Origin of the sequence: Jiangella asiatica (assembly GCF_004349065.1) — a bacterium.
In the GTDB taxonomy this organism is placed as follows: domain Bacteria; phylum Actinomycetota; class Actinomycetes; order Jiangellales; family Jiangellaceae; genus Jiangella; species Jiangella asiatica.
Genome location: NZ_SMKZ01000030.1, coordinates 15,458 through 33,264 on the forward strand (window position 1 = coordinate 15,458; position 17,807 = coordinate 33,264).

General features: G+C 74.0%; 15 protein-coding genes. 3 read left to right on the forward strand and 12 right to left on the reverse strand.

What is annotated here, in order from left to right:
- Nucleotides 1–28 precede the first annotated feature (28 nt).
- On the forward strand, nt 29–1,183 hold the full coding sequence (locus tag E1269_RS19585; RefSeq protein ID WP_131897616.1) for a molybdate transporter family protein: 1,155 nt from the start codon (nt 29–31) through the stop codon (nt 1,181–1,183).
- Here the strand turns inward: E1269_RS19585 and E1269_RS19590 are convergent.
- Genes E1269_RS19590 through E1269_RS19605 form a run of 4 tightly spaced genes read right to left on the reverse strand, consistent with a single transcriptional unit; the run spans nt 1,101 to nt 6,172 of the window.
- Nucleotides 1,101–2,249 carry an isocitrate/isopropylmalate dehydrogenase family protein gene (locus E1269_RS19590; protein ID WP_131897618.1) on the reverse strand — a complete coding sequence of 383 codons (1,149 nt, stop codon included), beginning with the start codon at nt 2,247–2,249 and terminating at the stop codon, nt 1,101–1,103. The genes E1269_RS19585 and E1269_RS19590 overlap by 83 nt on opposite strands.
- Nucleotides 2,250–2,269: 20 nt before the next feature.
- On the reverse strand, nt 2,270–3,190 hold the full coding sequence (locus tag E1269_RS19595) for an NAD(P)-dependent oxidoreductase (RefSeq protein WP_131897620.1): 921 nt from the start codon (nt 3,188–3,190) through the stop codon (nt 2,270–2,272).
- The gene (locus tag E1269_RS19600) at nt 3,187–4,557 is read right to left on the reverse strand and encodes an MmgE/PrpD family protein (protein WP_131897622.1); all 1,371 of its coding nucleotides are present in this window, start codon (nt 4,555–4,557) and stop codon (nt 3,187–3,189) included. Before E1269_RS19600 ends, E1269_RS19595 begins: the two co-directional genes overlap by 4 nt.
- Nucleotide 4,558: 1 nt before the next feature.
- On the reverse strand, nt 4,559–6,172 hold the full coding sequence (locus E1269_RS19605; protein ID WP_131897624.1) for a thiamine pyrophosphate-binding protein: 1,614 nt from the start codon (nt 6,170–6,172) through the stop codon (nt 4,559–4,561).
- Nucleotides 6,173–6,257: 85 nt separating this feature from the next.
- On the opposite strand from E1269_RS19605, the gene E1269_RS19610 reads away from it, so the two are divergent.
- The gene (locus tag E1269_RS19610; protein WP_162606519.1) at nt 6,258–7,127 is read left to right on the forward strand and encodes an isocitrate lyase/PEP mutase family protein; all 870 of its coding nucleotides are present in this window, start codon (nt 6,258–6,260) and stop codon (nt 7,125–7,127) included.
- An 11-nt stretch (nt 7,128–7,138) separates the two neighbouring features.
- Here E1269_RS19610 and E1269_RS19615 read toward each other — a convergent pair whose 3' ends face one another.
- From E1269_RS19615 to E1269_RS19630, 4 genes are read right to left on the reverse strand one after another with little or no spacing between them, the layout of a single operon-like run.
- A complete protein-coding gene (locus tag E1269_RS19615) occupies nt 7,139–7,891 on the reverse strand; it encodes an SDR family NAD(P)-dependent oxidoreductase (protein ID WP_131897628.1) in 753 nt (250 codons plus the stop codon).
- Nucleotides 7,892–7,904: 13 nt separating this feature from the next.
- Nucleotides 7,905–9,323, reverse strand: a complete 1,419-nt coding sequence (locus E1269_RS19620; RefSeq protein ID WP_131897630.1) for an MmgE/PrpD family protein — start codon at nt 9,321–9,323, stop codon at nt 7,905–7,907.
- On the reverse strand, nt 9,320–11,470 hold the full coding sequence (locus E1269_RS19625; protein WP_131897632.1) for an acetate--CoA ligase family protein: 2,151 nt from the start codon (nt 11,468–11,470) through the stop codon (nt 9,320–9,322). The genes E1269_RS19620 and E1269_RS19625 overlap by 4 nt, the downstream gene beginning before the upstream one ends.
- A gap of 4 nt (nt 11,471–11,474) precedes the next feature.
- Complete coding sequence (locus E1269_RS19630) at nt 11,475–12,629, reverse strand: acyl-CoA dehydrogenase family protein (protein ID WP_131897634.1); 1,155 nt, start codon at nt 12,627–12,629, stop codon at nt 11,475–11,477.
- A gap of 147 nt (nt 12,630–12,776) precedes the next feature.
- Here E1269_RS19630 and E1269_RS19635 point away from each other — a divergent pair, with 147 nt between their 5' ends.
- On the forward strand, nt 12,777–13,493 hold the full coding sequence (locus E1269_RS19635) for a GntR family transcriptional regulator (RefSeq protein ID WP_131897636.1): 717 nt from the start codon (nt 12,777–12,779) through the stop codon (nt 13,491–13,493).
- A gap of 35 nt (nt 13,494–13,528) precedes the next feature.
- Here E1269_RS19635 and E1269_RS19640 read toward each other — a convergent pair whose 3' ends face one another.
- Genes E1269_RS19640 through E1269_RS19655 form a run of 4 tightly spaced genes read right to left on the reverse strand, consistent with a single transcriptional unit; the run spans nt 13,529 to nt 17,805 of the window.
- Entirely contained in the window at nt 13,529–14,914 is a 1,386-nt protein-coding gene (locus tag E1269_RS19640) for an MmgE/PrpD family protein (RefSeq protein ID WP_131897638.1), read from the reverse strand.
- 25 nt (nt 14,915–14,939) lie between these two features.
- A complete protein-coding gene (locus tag E1269_RS19645; RefSeq protein ID WP_131897640.1) occupies nt 14,940–16,010 on the reverse strand; it encodes an isocitrate/isopropylmalate dehydrogenase family protein in 1,071 nt (356 codons plus the stop codon).
- On the reverse strand, nt 16,007–17,374 hold the full coding sequence (locus E1269_RS19650) for an MmgE/PrpD family protein (protein ID WP_131897642.1): 1,368 nt from the start codon (nt 17,372–17,374) through the stop codon (nt 16,007–16,009). The genes E1269_RS19645 and E1269_RS19650 overlap by 4 nt, the downstream gene beginning before the upstream one ends.
- A complete protein-coding gene (locus E1269_RS19655) occupies nt 17,371–17,805 on the reverse strand; it encodes a universal stress protein (RefSeq protein ID WP_131897644.1) in 435 nt (144 codons plus the stop codon). The genes E1269_RS19650 and E1269_RS19655 overlap by 4 nt, the downstream gene beginning before the upstream one ends.
- Between the last annotated feature and the right edge of the window lie 2 nt (nt 17,806–17,807).

Below are 17,807 nucleotides of genomic sequence, written 5' to 3' on the forward strand. Positions count from 1 at the left end.
TCGTCTGACGCGGAGAACGGAGGTCGCGATGGCGGAGGCCCTCGCGGGAGCCGACCGGCCCGCATGGTGGCAGTCCGCCGTCGCGGCAACCGCTGACCTGGGCATCTTCCTCCCCATCGCCGTGATGCTCGTCGTGGTGAACGGCCTGTCCGCGACCGCCGTGCTGGTCTGCGCCGGCCTGCTGTACCTCCTCGTGGCGTTCGTCTACCGGGTGCCGGTTCCCGTCCAGCCGATGAAGGCGATGACGGCGCTGGCGATCGCGTCCGAGCTGCCGGCTCCCGTCATCGCGGCGGGTGCGCTGACCATCGGCGCGCTGTTCGTGCTGCTCGGCCTGACCGGGCTGCTGGACCGGCTGGCGCCGCTCGTGCCGCTGGCGGTGGTGCGCGGCGTCCAGCTCGCCGTCGGCCTGGCGCTGGCCAAGGTCGCGTACGGGCTGGTCGCCCATCCCGCCGCGGCCTTCACCGCACCGCCGTCGCCGCTGGTGACGGCGGTGGGCGCCGCCGTGCTGGTGGCGGTGTTCGTCCGCTGGCCGCGCGCCGGCCTGGCGCTGGCGATGGCCGCGGCCGTCGTCGTGGTCGCCGTGTCCACCCCGGACGGGACCACGTGGGGCCCGGCCGCGGTGGATCTGCCCGAGCTCACGCTGGAGTCGTTCGGGTTGGCCGCGGTGCTCCTGGTCGTCCCGCAGGCGCCGCTCACCGTGACCAGCTCCTGCATCGCCACCGCGGACGCGGCGCGGCACTACTTCGGGCCGCGCGCCGGCCGGGTCCGCACCGGCCGGCTCGCGCTGACCGTCGGCGCCGGCAACCTCCTGTCCGGGCTGGCGGCCGGGATGCCGATGTGTCACGGCTCCGGCGGGGTGTCCGCGCACCACCGGTTCGGCGGACGGATCGGATCCACTCCGGCGATCGCCGGTGCCGGCCTGCTGGTCGTCGGCGTGGTGCTCGGCGCCGACTTCGCCCGGCGGGCGGGCGCCTTCCCGATCCCGGTGCTGGTGGCACTGCTGGTGACGGCGGCGCTGTGGCACGTCCGGCTGCTGGCCAGCCTGCGCCGGCGGCGCGACTGGGTGATCGCGTTGGCCGTCGGCGGCGGCAGTCTGGTGGTCAACCTCGGGGTGCTCGTGGTGCTGGCGATGGTGACGTGGTGGGCGGTCCCGGCGCTGCGCCGGAGTCCGACCATGAGGTGATCCGCGCCGCGACGGCCTCGGCGAACCCTGCGGTCGTGTCCGGTCCACGCAGGTCGGGGGTGCCCCGGCCGGCGGCGAGCCGCTCCTCGACGCCGCCACGCAGGAGGTCGGCCGCCGCGGCCAGGCCCTCGCCGTGGCCGTTGTCGTCGAGCCAGCGCAGCAGCAGTTCCGCGGAGAGCATCAGGCCGATGGGGTTCGCGACGCCGCGGCCGGCGATGTCGGGTGCCGAGCCGTGCGCGGCCTGTGCCATCGCCTTGTCGTCCCCGGCGTTGAGCGACGGCGACATCCCGAGCGCTCCGGCGAGTTCGCCGGCCAGGTCGGACAGGATGTCGCCGTGCATGTTCTCGGTGAGCAGCACGTCGAACCGTCCCGGGTCACGCACGAGATGGACGGTGGCGGCGTCCACGTGCACCTCGTCGAGCACCACGTCCGGGTAGGTGGCAGCGACCTCGCGGGCGACGTCGAGGTACAGGCCCATCGTCAGGGCGAGGACGTGCGCCTTGTGCACGACGGTGACCCGCCCGCGGCGCTGCCTGGCCAGCCGGCACGCGGCGTGGGCGATCTGCGTCGCCCGCCGCCGGGTGAAGACACCGATGTTCAGCGCCACGTCGGCCGTGGGCATCACCTCGCCGGTGCCGGCGACCACCGCCCGGTCGGAGTAGAACCCCTCGGTGTTCTCCCGGGCGAACGCCACGTCGATGCCCTCGACCACCGGCTTCACCCCGGGCAGCACCCGGACGGGGCGGAGGTTGGCGTACAGCTCGAAGCGCTGCCGCAGCGCGCCGTGCGGGCTCAGCCGGCCGCGCCACGGCTGCGGGTAGGCCGAGCTGTCGTGCGGCCCGGTGATCCAGCCGGGCAGCTCGGCCAGGGTCCGGTGGGTGTGTTCGGGCAGCGTGGAGTCCGCCTCCTCGAGTCCTCGCCACCCGGTCGGCAGCTCGATCCACTCGATCGGGGCGCAGCCGGCGGCGGCCACCGCGGCCTCCACGACGAGGACCGTGGCCGGCACGATCTCCGGGCCGATGCCGTCGCCGTGCAGGAGGCCCAGCCGGGTCGCCGGACCGGTCATTCGAACATCACCGACATCTGTCACTCCTTCGTCAGGTCGTGAGGGCTTCGTGGTGCGGTCAGCGCGGCGAGCATCGTGTGCCGGTCCGGCGCCGGATCGGTAGTCGCGGCGGCGCGCAGCCGCTCCTCGCGTCCGGCGGCGAGCAGGGCGCGCGCCCCCGCCTCGGCGAGGCCGGCGTCGACGTCGAGGGCGCGCAGTGTGGCCGCGACCTCCAGCAGCTCGTGTCCGCGCCGCTCGCCGTGCACGGCGGTGCGGCCGATCAGGTAGTCCGCCAGCACCCGCCAGTCGTGGAAGGGCAGGTCACCCATGGAGTCGAGGACCCGGTCCAGGACGCCGTACTTGGCCGCGGCCAGCCCGGTCTGCAGGACCAGCGCCTCCACGCCCTTGACGAGCAGGCTGCGCAGCATCTTGACGCTGCTCGCCGCGCCCGCGGGGCCGTCGATGCGGGCGATGTCCAGGCCGAGGCCGGCGCCCCACGACATCAGCGGGTCCGCGCCGGCCCCGCTGGCCAGCAGCGGCACCCGGTGCCGGTGCGGCGGAACCGCGGCCATCACCGCGACGTCGGCGAATGCCGCGCCGGTGGCTTCCACGATGCCGGCGATGCGCTCCATCAGGGCGGGCGAGGCGGAGTTGGCGTCGGCGACGACGTGGCGGGAGGTCAGGTGCGGTGCCAGCGAGCGCGCCACCGCCTCGGCGGAGGCGGCGGTTACGAACGAGAACACCACGTCGGTCCCGCGAGCGATCTCGGCCGGGCCGGTGACCGGCTCCAGGCCGGCGGCTCGTGCCGCATCGCGGGCGCGGCCGCCCGCCGCCGCGTCGACGTCCGCGTCGAACGCGGCGTCGTAGGCCAGGACCCCGACGCCTGCCTCGGCGACCAGGCCGCCGCCGAAGGCCCGCCCGGCCTCCCCGGCGCCGATCAGGCCGACCACCGCACTGTTCATGACCGCACCTCCCGCAGGTCCACCAGGCCGGTGACGTCGTCGGTCTCGGCGAGCGACCACAACCGCCGGGCCAGCTCGCTCGCCCGGGCCGCGCCGAGGACCGGCTCGACGTAGGTGTCGAACTTCTCCCGCAGGTCGTCGTCGCTCAGCGGGGCGTCCGGGTCGCCGCGGCGGGTCGGCGCACGGTGCTCGACGACGCGGCCGTCGCGCAGCCGCACCCGCACCCGGGCACCGCGGCGGCCCGGGAAGTCCGCCTCCGAGCCCGGGTCGACGGCCAGCTCCACGCGGGCGGCCAGGTCGCGCAGCGGAACCGACCCGAGCCGCTGCGGTGTGAAGGCCGCCAGCGGGACCTCGCCGTACGTTAGCGCGGTGGCGACGCAGAAGGCGATGCTGAACTGTGCCTCGTGGCGGGTCCGTGGCCGGGGGTTGCCGGCCACCCGGAGCGCGGCCCCGTACGTGGCGACTTCGACGTGCTCGACCGACGCCGGGTCGATGCCGTGCTCGTCGCGCAGCGCCACGGCGGCGTCGATCGGCGCGAAGATGTGGCCGCAGCAGGCATGTGCCTTCACCGAGAGCGCCGCGGCGTTGCGCACCGTGTCGAGGTCGTCGAACGTGCCCGACCAGTCCGGCCCGTCCGCGGTCGCGGCGCCGAGCCCGTCGAGCACGTCGAGCGCGCCGCGCAGGCCCCGCACGGCCGCCTGCCCGGCGAGGACGCCGGCCTCGGCGGCGTGCCCGGCGTGTAGGGGCTTGTTCATCGAGCCCTGGTGCATCGCCCGCTGCAGCCCGCTGCCCAGAGTCGTCGCCGTGGCCATGGCGTGAGCGAGTGCGTCGGCGTCGCCGCCGGACAGCAAGGCGGCCGCCGCGGCCGCGCCGATCGGCCCGACCGTCCCCGTGGTGTGCCAGTGCCGGTAGTGCGCCGGCTGCAGGGCAGCGGCGACCCGGGTGGCGATCTCGATGCCGGTGCCGATCGCGGTGAGCATGTCGGTCCCGCTGCGCGCGCGTGCCTGTCCGACGGCGAGCGCGGCGGCCACGGTCGAGGCGCCCGGATGGAACAGGCCCTCACGGTAGATGTCGTCGAGCTCCGCGGCATGGGCGGCGGACGCGTTGAGCAGGGCGGCCGTCCGGACCGGAACGCGCTCGCCGGACGGCACGAGCGCGGATCGCCCCGCCGACCAGTCCTCGCTCAGCGCCGTCCGCAGGATCCGCACCGGCTCGGCGTCGTGGCCGGCCACGGTCGCGGCGAACCAGTCGACCGTGGCCCGGGTGAGGTCGTGTGCGGTCTCCGCGTCCAGTCCGGTCACTCGTTGGTGGATCGCCCACTGGGCGGCTCGCAGCAGCGGTGGGGCGGTCGTCTGGAGGCCGGTCATCTCAGAACTGGGACTCGTACTGGGCCGGGTCGACGGCCGCCTCGATGAGCAGCGGCCGGTCGAGACCGGCGATCGGGCTGGCGGCCAGCGCGTTCTCCAGCTCGGCCCGGCTGGTGGCCCGGACGCCGTAGCAGTCCATCGACTCGGCCAGCCGGACCAGGTCGGTCCGCTCGATGCGCGTGGCGGTGCTGGGATAGCCCAGTCGCAGCTGTTTCAGCTCGATCCGGTTGAGGCTGCCGTCGACGAAGACGACCACCACCATGCCGAGCCGCAGGGCCGCCGCGAGCCGCAGCTCGCCCTGCACCATGGCGAACCCGCCGTCGCCGACGGTGCACACCACGGGACGCTCGGGCGCGGCCAGCTTCGCGCCGATCGCGCCGGGCAGTGCGAAGCCCATCGAGGACAGGCCGTTGCTCATCAGGCTGGTGCGCGGCTCGTACGTGGTCCAGCCCTGGCCGACCAGCAGCTTGTGCGATCCGACGTCGGTGGTGACGATCGTCTCGCGAGGCACGCTGGCGCGCACCACGTCAACGACGTCGGTCGGGTTGAGCCGGCCCGCGACCCGGCCGGTGTAGTAGGCGTCGCGTAGGCGGTCGCGGTGGGCCGCGACCTCGTCGTGCCGCCAGTACCCGACGCCGGCGCACTCCTCGGCGAACCACTGGACGGCTGGCCCGATCGCGCCCACGATCTCGATGTCGGCCCGGTACACCTGGTCGGTGTTGGGCACGGCGTCCACGTGGATCACTCGGGCCGGCACCTGCCACGGCTTGATCAGCTCGACCGGGTCGAACCCGACGGCGAGGATCACGTCGGCCTGGCCGAGCAGGTCCCAGACCACCTGGTTGCACGCCATGTCCAGGACGCCGGCGAACCACTCGCCGTCCTCGGGCACGACGCCCTTGGCCATCGGCGAGACGACCAGCGGGATCCCGGCTCCCCCGGCGAGCTGGACGAGCGCGGTACCGGCGCCGGCGCGCAGGGCGGCCACCCCGGCCAGCACGACCGGCCGGCGCGCGTCGCGCAGGACCGCGATCGGGTCGAGCCCGGGTTCACTCGCCCGGACCTCGGGCGCGGCCACGCCGGCGTGCAGCGGAGGGAGTACGACGTCGTCGTCGGCCTCGCGACCCGCGGTGTCGGCATGGGTGGTGAGGTGGACGGCACCGGGTCGCTCGGCCGTCGCCAGCCGCAGCGCCTTGCGCATGACGGTGCCGACCGACGCCGCCTCCACCCGGCCGGCCCACTTGGTGATCGGCGCGAACAGCTGGTTGTGGTCGAGCACCTGGTGGGTGAAGTACGGCTCCCGGGCCGACCCGATCTGGCCGCTGATGGCGATCATCGGCACCCGGTCGAGGTTCGCCGCGGCGACCCCGTTGACCAGGGCCGACGAGCCGGGTCCGAGCGTGGAGATGCACACCCCGGGCAGTCCGGTGGCCATGGCCAGGCCCTCGGCCATGAAGGCCGCCGTCGCCTCGCGGCGGGCCAGCACGGTGTCGATGCCCCGAACCCGCGCACCCTCCATGAACTCGATGTTCGACGTCCCTGGATAACCGAACACGAAAGGGACCCCGGCCCGCTTGATGTACTCCGCCATCACCTGCGACGTGCTCAGGGCCACAGTGCCTCCGTTCGTCGAATGTCAGCAGTGTACAGTTAACAATCGTCCGGAGATACCGCCGCGGCCGGCACACCTGGAGGGCTCCATGAACCACACCCGGCAGCTGCGCGAGCTGATCGCTGCTGGCACGGTCCCGTGCCCGATCGTCTACAACCCGCTGACCGCCGTGATCGCCAGGGAGGCCGGCTTCCCGATGGTCGGCGTGGGCGGCTACGCGCTCGGTGCGAACCTGATGACCGCCGAGCCGCTGCTCACCCTGACCGAATGCGTGGAGCACGCACGACGCATCGTGCTGGCGGCCCGGGTGCCGGTGGTGGTGGACGCCGGCGCCGGGTTCGGCTCGCCGGTCCACGCCCAGCGCACGGTCCGCGAGTTCGAGAGCGCCGGCATCGCCGGGATTCACCTGGAGGACCAGGTGTATCCCAAGCGCGTGCACTACCACCGGGGCATCGAGCACATCGTCCCGGTCCAGGAGATGGTGGAGCGGATCGAGGCCGCGGTCGAGGCCCGTCGTGACGCGGACTTCGTGATCGTCGCCCGCACCGACGCGATGGCCACCGACGGCTACGACGAGGCCATCCGGCGGGCGCACCGCTACGTCGAGGCGGGCGCGGACCTGATCTACGCCTGGCCGAACGATCTCGACGAGGCACGCCGGGTTCCACGCGACGTGCCGGCGCCCACCGTCTACGGCGTCAGCGAAGGCAACCGGCTGGGCCGGCCGCGCCCGAGCACCGCGGAGCTGGCCGAGATGGGGTACTCGGTGGTCCGCAACCCGCACCTGGCCACGCTGACGCAGTACCGCGCGGTCCAGGAGGCGCTGCGGCACTGGCGGCGCACCGGCCGCACCAGCGACGAGCCCGCGGAGATGGTGCGGATCCGGCAGGAGATCGAGGACGTGATGGGCCTGGACGCCCACTACGCGCTCGAACGCCGGACGATAGAGAAGAGCTGAGAGGGCAGCGCTCAGGCCAGGTACATGCCGCCGTTGACGTTGAGCGTCTGGCCGGTGACGAACCCCGCCTGCTCGGACACCAGGTACTCGACCGCCGCGGTGACTTCGTCCAGGCGGCCCATGCGTCCCAGCGGGATGCGCCCGACGCGACCGGCGTAGTGCGCGGCCGTCGTCGCCTGGTCGCCCTGGCTGGTCCACGGACCCCGTTCGGTGTCGATCATGCCCGGGGAGATCGCGTTGACCGTCACTCCGGTCGCGGCGAACTCCAGCGCCAGCGCCCGGGTGAGCCCGATGAGGCCGGCCTTCGCGGTGACGACGCTGGCCCGGTGTGCGGCGCCGGTCTGGCCGGACACACCGGCGACGAACACCAGGCGCCCCCAGCCGGCGCGCACCATGGCCGGGAGCACGGCCTGGGCGCAGTGGAACGCGCCGTCCAGGCCGACCCGCAGCGGCGTGCTCCACTCGTCGTCGGACAGGTCGAGGAAGTCGCGATGCACCCGGATGCCAGCGCAGTGCACGAGCACGTCGACCTCGCCGAACGCGGACCCGGCCCGGTCGACGGCGGCGCGCACCGCCGCCCCGTCGGCGACGTCACCGGGCACGGCGACCGCGCTGCCGCCGTCGGCGACGATCGCCTCGGTCGCCGCCTCGACGGCCTGCGCCGACCGGGCGTTCAGCGCCACCCGGTGCCCGGCCGCTGCCAGCTGCCGGGCCACGGCCAGGCCGATGTTGCGTCCCGCTCCGGTGACCAGCACCGTCCTCATCGTCGGACTCCTCTCACCGTGGTGCCGGGGTCAGCACCGGACGAAGCTGCCGCACGTCCGCGACCTGCTCGAGGCCGGCGACTGCCGCGCACAGGGCGTCGACGGCATCCGGCCCGATGCCGCCGCCCAGGACTCGCCGCGCCTTCGCGCACACCTCGTCCCAGTCCAGGGGCCGCAGTCGGGAGCCGCGGGCCGCCGTCACCCGCCGCTCGAGCCGGGTGCCGTCGCGCAACCGCACCTCGACGACCGCGCGCCGGCTGGAGAGGTGTCCGTCGATCACGCCGTCGAGCCCGGGGTCTGGCAGCAGCTCGATCCGCTCCATCAGCGCCGAGATATCCGCGCCGCGCCGCCGCGCATAATCGTGCGCCGACTCGAAGGTGAGCCCGCCGTCGGCGACGATCACGGCGAGCACGTACTGCAGGTGGATGTCCGGCATGTGGCGGCCGTCCACGATGCGCGCGCCGTGTGGCGGCAGCCGGCAGGTGAGCGCGACGACGTCGGCCGGGCCGAACGGCCGCTCGGCGAGCAGGTACTCCGTCGCCTCGGCGGCCGCCTGGATGGGCATCCCGACCGGGTAGCGCTTGAGGTCGGTGAGCTCCACGTAGTGCTGTCCGGCGAGCGCGTCGACCATCGCGGCGGCGCTGCCCCCGGCGCCGAAGACGTCGAACACGCTGGGCGTCCCGTCCAGGACGTCGTCGACGGCGGTGAAACCGTGCCGCACCAGCTCGACCGCGCGCACCCCGCTGTGTGCCTGCATCCCGGCCGAGCTGAACGCCTTCTCCAGGTGCCGCTCGTCACGGTAGAAGGAGGTGAAGCCCGACGCCTGGTCCGCCGCGTACGCCAGCACGTGGACCACCTGATCGTGGGACAGGCCGGCCAGGCTCGCCGCCGCGGCCGCGGCACCGAACGGCTGGGCCAGCGAGTGCGGGCTCCGGTAGGACTTCTGCATCGCCTCCAGGCTGCCCCACGCGGCGACGGAGACGGCGCACCCCACGTCGTAGCCGAGGACGACCGCCCGGAGCAGGTCGCGACCGCTGCGAGCCTCGGTCTCGGCCAAGGCCAGCGCGGCCGGCACGATGCTGGCGCCCGGGTGCATCCGGGCCAGGTCGTGGACGTCGTCGGTCTCGTCGGCGTGCGCGCTCATCGCGTTGGCGAGCGCGGCGAGCTCCGGACGGACCAAGCCGCCGTCGCCGACGAGACTGGCCTCGCCGCGGGACCCGTAGGAGGCGACATAGCGGCGCGCCAGCCGGCCGGCCTCCAGGCGGGAACCACTGATCATCGCGACGAACGCGTCGAGGACGGCGCGTTTGGCCGCGGCCACGGTCGGCGCCGGCAGCTCCCGCTCGGCGGCGGCCGCGATGTGCCGGGCCACGGCGACGGTGCCGTCGTTCGAGGTCGTGGACGGCTGGTGGGCGGGCCGGCCGATCGTCATGACGGTGCCTCCCCGTTGTCCTCCGCGGCCAGGACGGCGAGTGCGTCGACGGCGGCCACGCCGTGGCCCGCGGGCAGCACGACGACGGGGTTCGCCTCCAGCTCGACCACGGCCGGGCCGCGGAGCTCGCCGGCACCGGACAGCGCCACCACCGCCTCGGCGAGCGCCGCACGGTCACCGGCGGGACGGCCGCGGTGCCCGCCGAGAACGTCGGACGCGGCGATCTCGTCGATCATCTCGTGCGCCGTGCGCAGGTCCACCGGCGCCACTCGCAGGCTCCGCCGGCCCAGGACCTCGGCGGCCACCCCGCCGTCGGCGAGAACGACGACCGGCGTGCCGCTGGCGTCGACGCGGTAGCCGAGCAGCACCTCGGCGACACCGGCGACCATCGGCTGGACGAGGCAGTGGCGCAGGTGGACGTCCGGTGCGTGCCCGGACACGTTCGCCACGACGGTGTCGATCGCGTGCCGCAGCCGCTCGGCGTCGCCGACGTCGAGGACCACGCCGCCGGCGTCGGACTTGTGCGGCAGGCTCGCCGCCCGCGCCTTGACCGCTACCGGACCGTCGAACGGGAGCTCCGGCGGCGGTGCGGCCACGTCGACGAGCACCCAGGGCACGTGCGGGACGCCCAGCCGGTCGAGCAGCTGGTACGACCCGTCCTCGGTCAACGTCCTGGTGGCATGTAGCTGGGAGGCTTCACTCCCGGCTTGGACGCGCGGGGGCGCGGAACGCGGCGCGCGCCGGCGCAGCGCAGCGGTGACGGCGTCGGCGCACGACTCAGGCGTCCTGAACGCCGGCACCCCCGACTGCCGGAGCGTTCGCAGCGCGTCTGGAGCGGCCGGCACGACGAAGGCGGCCAGCGCCGTTCCGGCGCCGGCGCTGTCGACGACCGGGCGGACCGCCAGTTCCGGCTGGAACCGGGCCGAGGACCCGGCCACCGCGATGAGCAGGTCGAAGTCGCCGCTGCTCAGGAGCACGTCGAGGGCGGTCTTCACAACGTCGTACCTGGCGCCGGCAAGGGTCAGGTCGATCACCGGTGCGCCGTCGACCTCGATGCCGCTGGCGTGGAGACGCCGCCGGGTCCGCTCGCTCGGCGGTTGCACGTCGGCCCCGCGCACCGCGAGCTGGTCGGCGACCATCGCGGCACCGCCGCCCGTCGTCGTCACGACGCCGATGCGCGGCCGGTCACGGGGCCGGTCCGGCGCGGGTGGGCCGCCGGCCGGCAGCCGCCGGACGAGGGCCTGCGCCTCCAGCAACGCTTCGAACGTGTCCACGCGCACGATGCCGAGATCGGCCAGGATGGCCGACGCCGTCGCGTCGTCGCCGGCCAGAACGCCGGTGTGCGACAGGGTGAGCTCGTTCACCACCCGGGACCGGCCCACCTTGTACGCGACGATCGGCCGGTCGCGGGCGGCCGCGGCCACCGCGAACCGCCGCAGCTCGTCGACGTCGGGCAGGGACTCGAGGAACAGCGCGTAGCTGGCCACCGCCGGGTCGTCCACCGTCGCCATGCAGACCTCGCCCAGGCTGAGATCGGCCTCGCCTCCGGTGGAGACCAGGCCCGCGAATCCGATGCCCATCTCCGCACCCCGCGACAGCAGGGCGCCGATGACGCTGCCGGACTGTGAGGCCACGAAGACGTCACCGACCGGCGGATCGGGCTCGGTGAAGGCCGCGTTGGCGGTGAGGATCAGGCGCTCGCGCAGGTTCGCCACGCCCAGGCTACTGGGACCGAGCAGCCTGAGCTCCGAGGACCGCACGGCGTCGAGCAGCTGCTCCTGCAGGCGTCGGCCGGCGGCACCGGCCTCGGCGAACCCGCTGGCCATCACCGTCGCGACCGGGACACCGAGTGCGGCGGCCTCGCGCACCGCCTCAACGGCCAGGTCGGGACGGGTCATGATCAGGGCGTGGTCGGGCACCTCGGGCAGGGCCCGCAGCGAGGGCCACGCGCGGTGGCCGTCCACGGTATCGCGGGCCGGGTTGACGGGGTAGATCGCGCCGGGCCAGCCGGCCGCGGCCAGGAACCGCAGCGGCCGGGCCGTGGTCTTCGACGGGTCGTCGGACGCACCGAGCAGGGCGACGCTGCGCGGTGAGAGGAGGGCCCGATGCCACCGATGGCCGGAGCCAGGGCGCTCGGCACTCCTCATCGGCTCAGCGCCCGCTTCGCTGACTGAACCGCCGGTCGAAGATCCCTTCGGCGATGCGGTTCTTGAGGATCTCCGTGGACCCGCCGGCGATCATCCAGCCGCGAGTGCGGCGGACGCAGTACTCCACCAGTGACTCCTGTGTGTACCCGGTGGCGCCCATCACCTGCATGGCGGTGTTGGCGACCTCGAAGCCGGCCCGGTTGGCGGCCAGCTTGGCCAGCGCGGTGTCGTGGGCGGAGGGCAGGCCGTGGTCGGCACGGGCTGCGGCCCGGTGGAGGACAAGCTGCGCGGACTCCAGTGCGAGCGCCATGTCCGCGAACATCCACTGGATGCCCTGGAAGTCGCACAGCGGACGGCCGAACTGGTGCCGGCGCGTGGCGTGCTCGCGTGCCTCGTCGAAGGCGAGCTGGCCCAGGGCGATGGAGCGGGCGGCGTTGCCGAGCCGCTCGATGTTGAACGTCGACATCTGCCTGGCGAAGCCGCCCTCGGCGATGAGCACGTTGGCCGCGGGCACCCGGCAGCGGTCGAGGTAGAGGGGCGCCCACTGCTCGCCGCTCATGAACGTGGCCGGCTTGCCCACGGACAACCCCGGTGTGTCCCGCTCGACCAGCACCGATCCGATGCCCGCGGTCCCCGGACCGAACCGGGCGTAGATCAGGAAGAGGTCGGCCTCGACGCTGTGTGTGGTGAACACCTTCGAGCCGTCGAGGACCACGTGGGCGTCACCGTCGCGGCGAACCGTGGTCCGCAGGTCCGTCACCGCGGAGCCCGCTTCGGGCTCGGTCATCCCGAGCCCGACCAGCGTGTCCCCGCTGAGCAGCCCGGGCAGGTAGCGCGCGCGGAGGTCGTCGTCGGCGAGCTCGGCGATGGTGCGGACGGCCCCGAAATTGCCGGCCTGGACGACGTCGGCGCTGCGCGGACAGACCGAACCGATCGCCTCGATGACCACGACCGCGTCCAGCAGGCTGGCGCCCTGCCCGCCGCGGGCGGTGGGGATGGTGAGCCCGAGGAACCCCTGGCGGGCCAGGTGCCTGGCGACGTCACGCGGGTAGCCGCTGTCGTGGGCGCGTTCCGCGGCGCCGGGCCCGAGGTGGGCGCGGGCGAAGGCTCGGGCGGCCTGGTGCAGGTCCTGTTGGTCGGTGCTCAACCCGAAGTCCATCTCGCCTCCGGAAATATGGTAAACAGTTGACAGTCTTCTAGCAAGGCGCTGACCGCCGACAGTCGGCTACTGCATGATCGAGTGATCGCCGGGTGTTACGATCCGCTGCATCGCAGCACGCGGCGCAGGACAAGAGGAGGGGGACGCGTGGCTGACATCTATCGCCCTGTGCGGCCGCCGGCCCCGCTGCGTGAGCAGGTGTACGAGAGCCTCGAGGAGCTGATCCTCGACGGCAGGCTCAAGGCCGGCGAGCGGCTCGTCGAGAGCGACCTGGCCGCTCGTCTCGGCGTCTCCCGGGGACCGATCCGGGAGGCCCTTCAACACCTGGAGCGCGACGGCTGGCTGGAGGTGCGACCGCGGCAGGGCACCTACGTGCGCGAGCCGCAGCCGGACGAGCTCCAGGACTACTTCTGGGCACGCAAGCTCCTCGAGGTCGAGGCGGCGGGCCGGGCGGCCCGGCGGGTCCGTACGTCGCCCGACGCGGCGGCTCCGGGCCTGGAGCGCCTGCGCCGCATCGTCGCGAAGAGCGAGGAGCTCACCGTTGGGCTGCCGCCGAAGGGCGTCACCGACCTGACGCCGGAGCAGGCCGAGCGCCGTCGCCAGTACCGTGAGAACTCCCGCCAGTTCCACTACGCGGTCGGCGAGCTGTCGGGCAGCCCTGCCCTCGTCGAGCTGCTGGTGTTCCTCGGGAAGCGGACCCGCTGGTACTTCTCGTCGCTGGGCTACAACAGCAGGCTCGACGAGCACAAGGCGCTGCTCGGCGCCATCGAGCAGGGCGACGAGGACACCGTGATGTCGCTCATGCGTGAGCACATGGACAGCATGACGTCGACCTCGCTGGCCGAGATCCGCTCGCACGCGTAGGCCGGTCGACGGCCGCGGCGGCGCCAGGCGGCCGGTCACGGTTGCAGCAGCCGGTCGAGGTCGGCGATCGACGTAGCGGTGCCCAGCGACCACACCGCGTCCCAGATCGTGTCGGCCCGACCGGCCATCACCGTGTCCGCGAGTGCGCCGTCGAACTTCGACCGCAGCTCGGCACGGGTCATCGGCCGGTTCGGCGACCCGGGAGGGTGCTCGACGGCGTGCGACCGTGAGGTGCCGTCCTTCATCGTGAGCGTCAGCCTGATCGGGAACCCCATGTCGTGTCCGCCGCCGAGGGCCGGGTCGGCGTCGACTGACACGTGGTCGCGCAGGAACGAGCGGACGACGTCGTCGCCGATCGCCGCCTCGCCGAAGGATCCGACGTCGAGCGCGCCGCGCGCCAGCGTGGACACCACCACGTAGGGGATCGAGTGGTCGGCGGTCTCGCGGGTGCCCGGCGCCATCTTCTCCGGGCTCACCATCAAGGCGGCGGCCTTCGGGTCGAGCCGCAGGTCGACGGCGGCGACATCGTCCAGCCTGGTTCCCGACTCGACGAGGTCGACGGCGGCCTGGCCGGCGCTCTGCCCGACCGAACCGCACGGGAAGCGCTTGATCTGGGTTCCCCCGATCCGGTCTGCCGCGCCGCGGTCCGGCAGCGGCAGCGGCGGTACCTGGTCCGGCGCGAGTCCGAGGGCACGGGCGAAGAACGCGTTCTGGCCGGTGAACGGGGCGGCCGGGCCGCGGGCACCGAGTGAGGAGAGGATGACCGCGTACAGTGCGTGCCGGCAGGCGTCGGCCGCGGCGAAGGCCTTCCACATGGACAGCTCACCGTGGCGTGCCTGACGGAACGCTCCATGGCTGGTGACGGCGATGGACACGGCGTGCCGCGCCTGCTGCTCGGTCAGCCCGAACAGGACGGCGGCACCGGCGGCGGCACCGAGCATGGTCACGTTCACGTGGTCGAACCCGCGCTGGCGGGGAGCGATCCGGTCGGCGGCCTCCATCGCCACCTCGTAGGCCACCGCGACCGCGTCCAGGAACTCGCCGGCGTCGCTTCCCCGCTCGACCGCCGCGGCGAACAGCGTGGGGATCACGTCGCTGGGGTGGATGGGCTCCATCCCGAAGTAGGCGTCGTTGTAGTCCAGGTACCGGGTCGCCACACCATTGGCGAGCGCCGCGCCCTCGGCGTCGGTCCGGGTCGACGTGCCCCACACGGTGTGGTGGCCGTCGACGGCCCGGCGGGCGGCGTAGGCGGCGGCGACGGCGGGCGCGTCGTTGCCCAGCGAGCCGAGGGCGCAGCCGATCGCGTCGACCACGCGCACCAGGATCGACTCGCGCCGCGCCCCATCGGGTGCTGCGGCGGGTGCGGCGGCGAAGGCCGCGATGGCCTCCAGCCACGGGTCCGTCGTCGTGTCACGGTCCACGGTCTGTGCTCCTCCCGTCGGGCGGTCAGGTCTCGATCCGCCGGACCAGCTCGTGGCCGAACGCCACGGTGCTCGCGGTTCCGCCGAGGTCTGGTGTCCGGAGCCCGCCGGCCAGGGTCTGCGCCACGGCCGCCTCGACGAGGCCGGCCGCGGCGGCGCACCAGGGCGCGGCCTTCCGCGCCTGCCACCACCGCAGCAGCATGGCCACGGACAGCACCAGCGCGGACGGGTTCGCGATGCCGCGGCCCGCGATCTGCGGTGCCGAGCCGTGCACGGCCTGCGCCATGGCGGCGTCGTCGCCGACGTTGAGGCTGGGTGCGAGGCCCAGGCCGCCGACCATGCCGGCCGTCAGGTCCGACAGGACGTCGCCGCCGAGGTTCTCGGCGACGATGACGTCGAACTCCTCTGGGGCGAGCACCAGCCGGGCGGCCAGGGCGTCCAGGTGGAGGTCGTCGAAGGTGACCTCCGGCGCCTCCGCGCAGACGGCGCGCGCGGTCTCGAGGTACAGGCCCATCGTCCTGGGCAGCACGTTGGCCTTGTGCGCCAGGACGACCCGGCCGCGTCGCTCCCGGGCCAGCCGGACGGCCTCGCGGGTGGCCGCCGCGATCCGCTCCGCGGAGAAGACGCCGACAGCCAGCGCCAGGTCGTCGCGCAGCGGCAGCTCGCCGGTGCCGTCGACCATGGACCTGTCGGCGTAGAAGCCCTCGGTGTTCTCGCGCACGACGACGCAGTCCAGCTCGGGGAAGCGGCACGGGACGCCCGGCAGCGCCCGGGCCGGACGGATGTTGCTGGTCAACCGGAATCGCTTGCGGCACTCGCCGCTGGGGTTGAGGCCGCCCTCGGCGGGCGGTGGATAGGCGGCGGTGTCGACGGGGCCGAGAATCCAGCCGTCGGTGTCATGAAGCGCCGCGGCCGTGTCGTCCGGGAAGGTCGTGCCGTGCTCGGCGAGTGCGGCGAACCCGACCGGGAGGTGCTGCGTTTCCACGGCGCCACCGGCCCGCGCGGTCGCCGCCAGCAGGACGCGCTCGGCGACGGGGACGATCTCCGGGCCGATGCCGTCGCCGGTGAGCACCGCGCAGCGCAGCGGGCCGGTCACGGGCGCGGCCCGGTGTGGGTGAGGGAACGCAGCACTCGCCCGACGCGGGGCAGCAGGGTGTCGTCGGCGGTTCGGCAGGCAGTGATCAGCTCCTGCCGTGCCGCGGGTGGCAATGCCAGCGCCATCAGGTCGTCGGCCTTGTGCTCCACCTCCGCCCGGGTCATGGGGTCGTCCTTGGTCCCGCGGACGGGAAAGACCGTGGCCTCCCGGGTGGTCCCGTCGGCGAGGTCGATCTCGAGCCGGGCCTGGCGGATCGGTTCCATGTCCGCGTCGGCGATGAGCGTCGTCCGCTCGAGCAGGCCGGCGACCACGGGGATGCGCGCACCCAGCGGGTCGTGCGCGGCGGCGAACGTGCAGGTGCCGTCCACCAGGGTGCGGGCGACGAGGTACTGGACGTTGATGTCGGCCATGTCCCGCTGGTCCACGATGCGGGCGAGGTCCGCGGGCAGGTGGCAGCGCACCGCCCTCACCTCGGCCGGCTCCACGCCACCGGCACGCAGTTCCTCCGCGGCCTGGACGGCGGCCTGGGCGGGCGAGCCGACACAGTACTTCTTGATGTTCGTCTCCACGACGATCGGCGGGGAGGCCGCGGACCGCTCCAGCGCGGACTCCTCGACGCCGCGTCCGGTCGCGGTGAAGAAGGTGATCTCCCCGTCGAAGGTGTCCCGGACGCCGGGCCAGCCGGCCGCGACGAGCTCGGCGGCGCGCACCGCGTTCCATGCTGGCATGCCGGCGAAGACGAAGGCCTTCTCGACGTGGTGCTCGTCGCGCAGCCAGGTGCCCAGCCCGCCGGCCTGCTGGGCGGTGTAGGCGATCAGCGACCGCTGCTGCTCCGGGTCGAACCCGTGCAGCGCCGCGGCCGCGACCGCACTGCCCCAGAGCCCGCCCATGGCGTGCGTGCTGCCATGGGCTCGGCGCCGCTGCGCCGCCGTGGACCACGTCATCCAGTTCATCAGCGCACAGGCCTCGTAGCCCAGCGCGATCGCCTCCACGACCTGCCGGCCGCCGCTGCCCAGATGCTCCCCGACGGCGATGGCCGTGGGCACGATGGACGCGCCCGGATGGGAGCGGGACGGCTCGTGCGAGTCGTCGGACTCGTCGGCGTGTGCGCAGATCGCGTTGACGAACGATGCCTCCTCGGGGTGGACACCGGCCTCCTCGCCGACGGCCGAGCAGCGCCCCGCCGCGCGCCTGGCGGCCAGCCAGCGGCTCGCCGTCCGGCCGACGGGCATCACCCGGCCGGAAACGACCGCGGCCAGGGTGTCCAGGAGGTGCATTGCGGTGGCCTCACGGGCGTCCGGGGCGTCGATCACCTCGCGCCGTGCCGCCAGGTGGGCGATGACACGGCCGGTGAGATCGGTCATCCCGCGTCCCGTCCCGCCGCCGCGGCGTCGTCGCGCTTGACCGCCAGCACCGGGCAGGGCGCGGTGAGCAGCACCTCCTGTGCGGTGCTCCCGAGGACGAGCTTGCCGACCGGGGACCGGCGCCGAAGACCGATGACGATGAGGTCGACGTTCTCGTCCTCAGCGGTCCGCACCAGCTCCGCCGCCACCGAACCGACCCCGAGCTGGGTGCGCACGCAGACCTCGACACCGGACGCGCGCAGCTCCTCGCGCAGCCCGCCGAGGTGCTGCTCCACCGAGCGGACGCGCGCCGGGACGTCGCCGACCGGCGGCGCCACTTGCTCGTGGTGGGCGACGAGCAACGTGCCGCCGTGCTGGCGTGCCTCGGTCACGGCGTGCCGCAGGGCTGCCTGCCCTTCCGGGGTGGTGGTGAAGCCGACGAGAATCCGCATCA

Coding starts and splice junctions, on each gene's coding strand:
- E1269_RS19585 (WP_131897616.1), top strand. CDS start 29: ATGGCGGAGGCCCTCGCGGGAGCCGACCGGCCCGCATGGTGGCAGTCC.
- E1269_RS19590 (WP_131897618.1), bottom strand. CDS start 2,249: ATGACCGGTCCGGCGACCCGGCTGGGCCTCCTGCACGGCGACGGCATC.
- E1269_RS19595 (WP_131897620.1), bottom strand. CDS start 3,190: ATGAACAGTGCGGTGGTCGGCCTGATCGGCGCCGGGGAGGCCGGGCGG.
- E1269_RS19600 (WP_131897622.1), bottom strand. CDS start 4,557: ATGACCGGCCTCCAGACGACCGCCCCACCGCTGCTGCGAGCCGCCCAG.
- E1269_RS19610 (WP_162606519.1), top strand. CDS start 6,258: ATGAACCACACCCGGCAGCTGCGCGAGCTGATCGCTGCTGGCACGGTC.
- E1269_RS19615 (WP_131897628.1), bottom strand. CDS start 7,891: ATGAGGACGGTGCTGGTCACCGGAGCGGGACGCAACATCGGCCTGGCC.
- E1269_RS19620 (WP_131897630.1), bottom strand. CDS start 9,323: ATGACGATCGGCCGGCCCGCCCACCAGCCGTCCACGACCTCGAACGAC.
- E1269_RS19625 (WP_131897632.1), bottom strand. CDS start 11,470: ATGAGGAGTGCCGAGCGCCCTGGCTCCGGCCATCGGTGGCATCGGGCC.
- E1269_RS19630 (WP_131897634.1), bottom strand. CDS start 12,629: ATGGACTTCGGGTTGAGCACCGACCAACAGGACCTGCACCAGGCCGCC.
- E1269_RS19650 (WP_131897642.1), bottom strand. CDS start 17,374: ATGACCGATCTCACCGGCCGTGTCATCGCCCACCTGGCGGCACGGCGC.
- E1269_RS19655 (WP_131897644.1), bottom strand. CDS start 17,805: ATGCGGATTCTCGTCGGCTTCACCACCACCCCGGAAGGGCAGGCAGCC.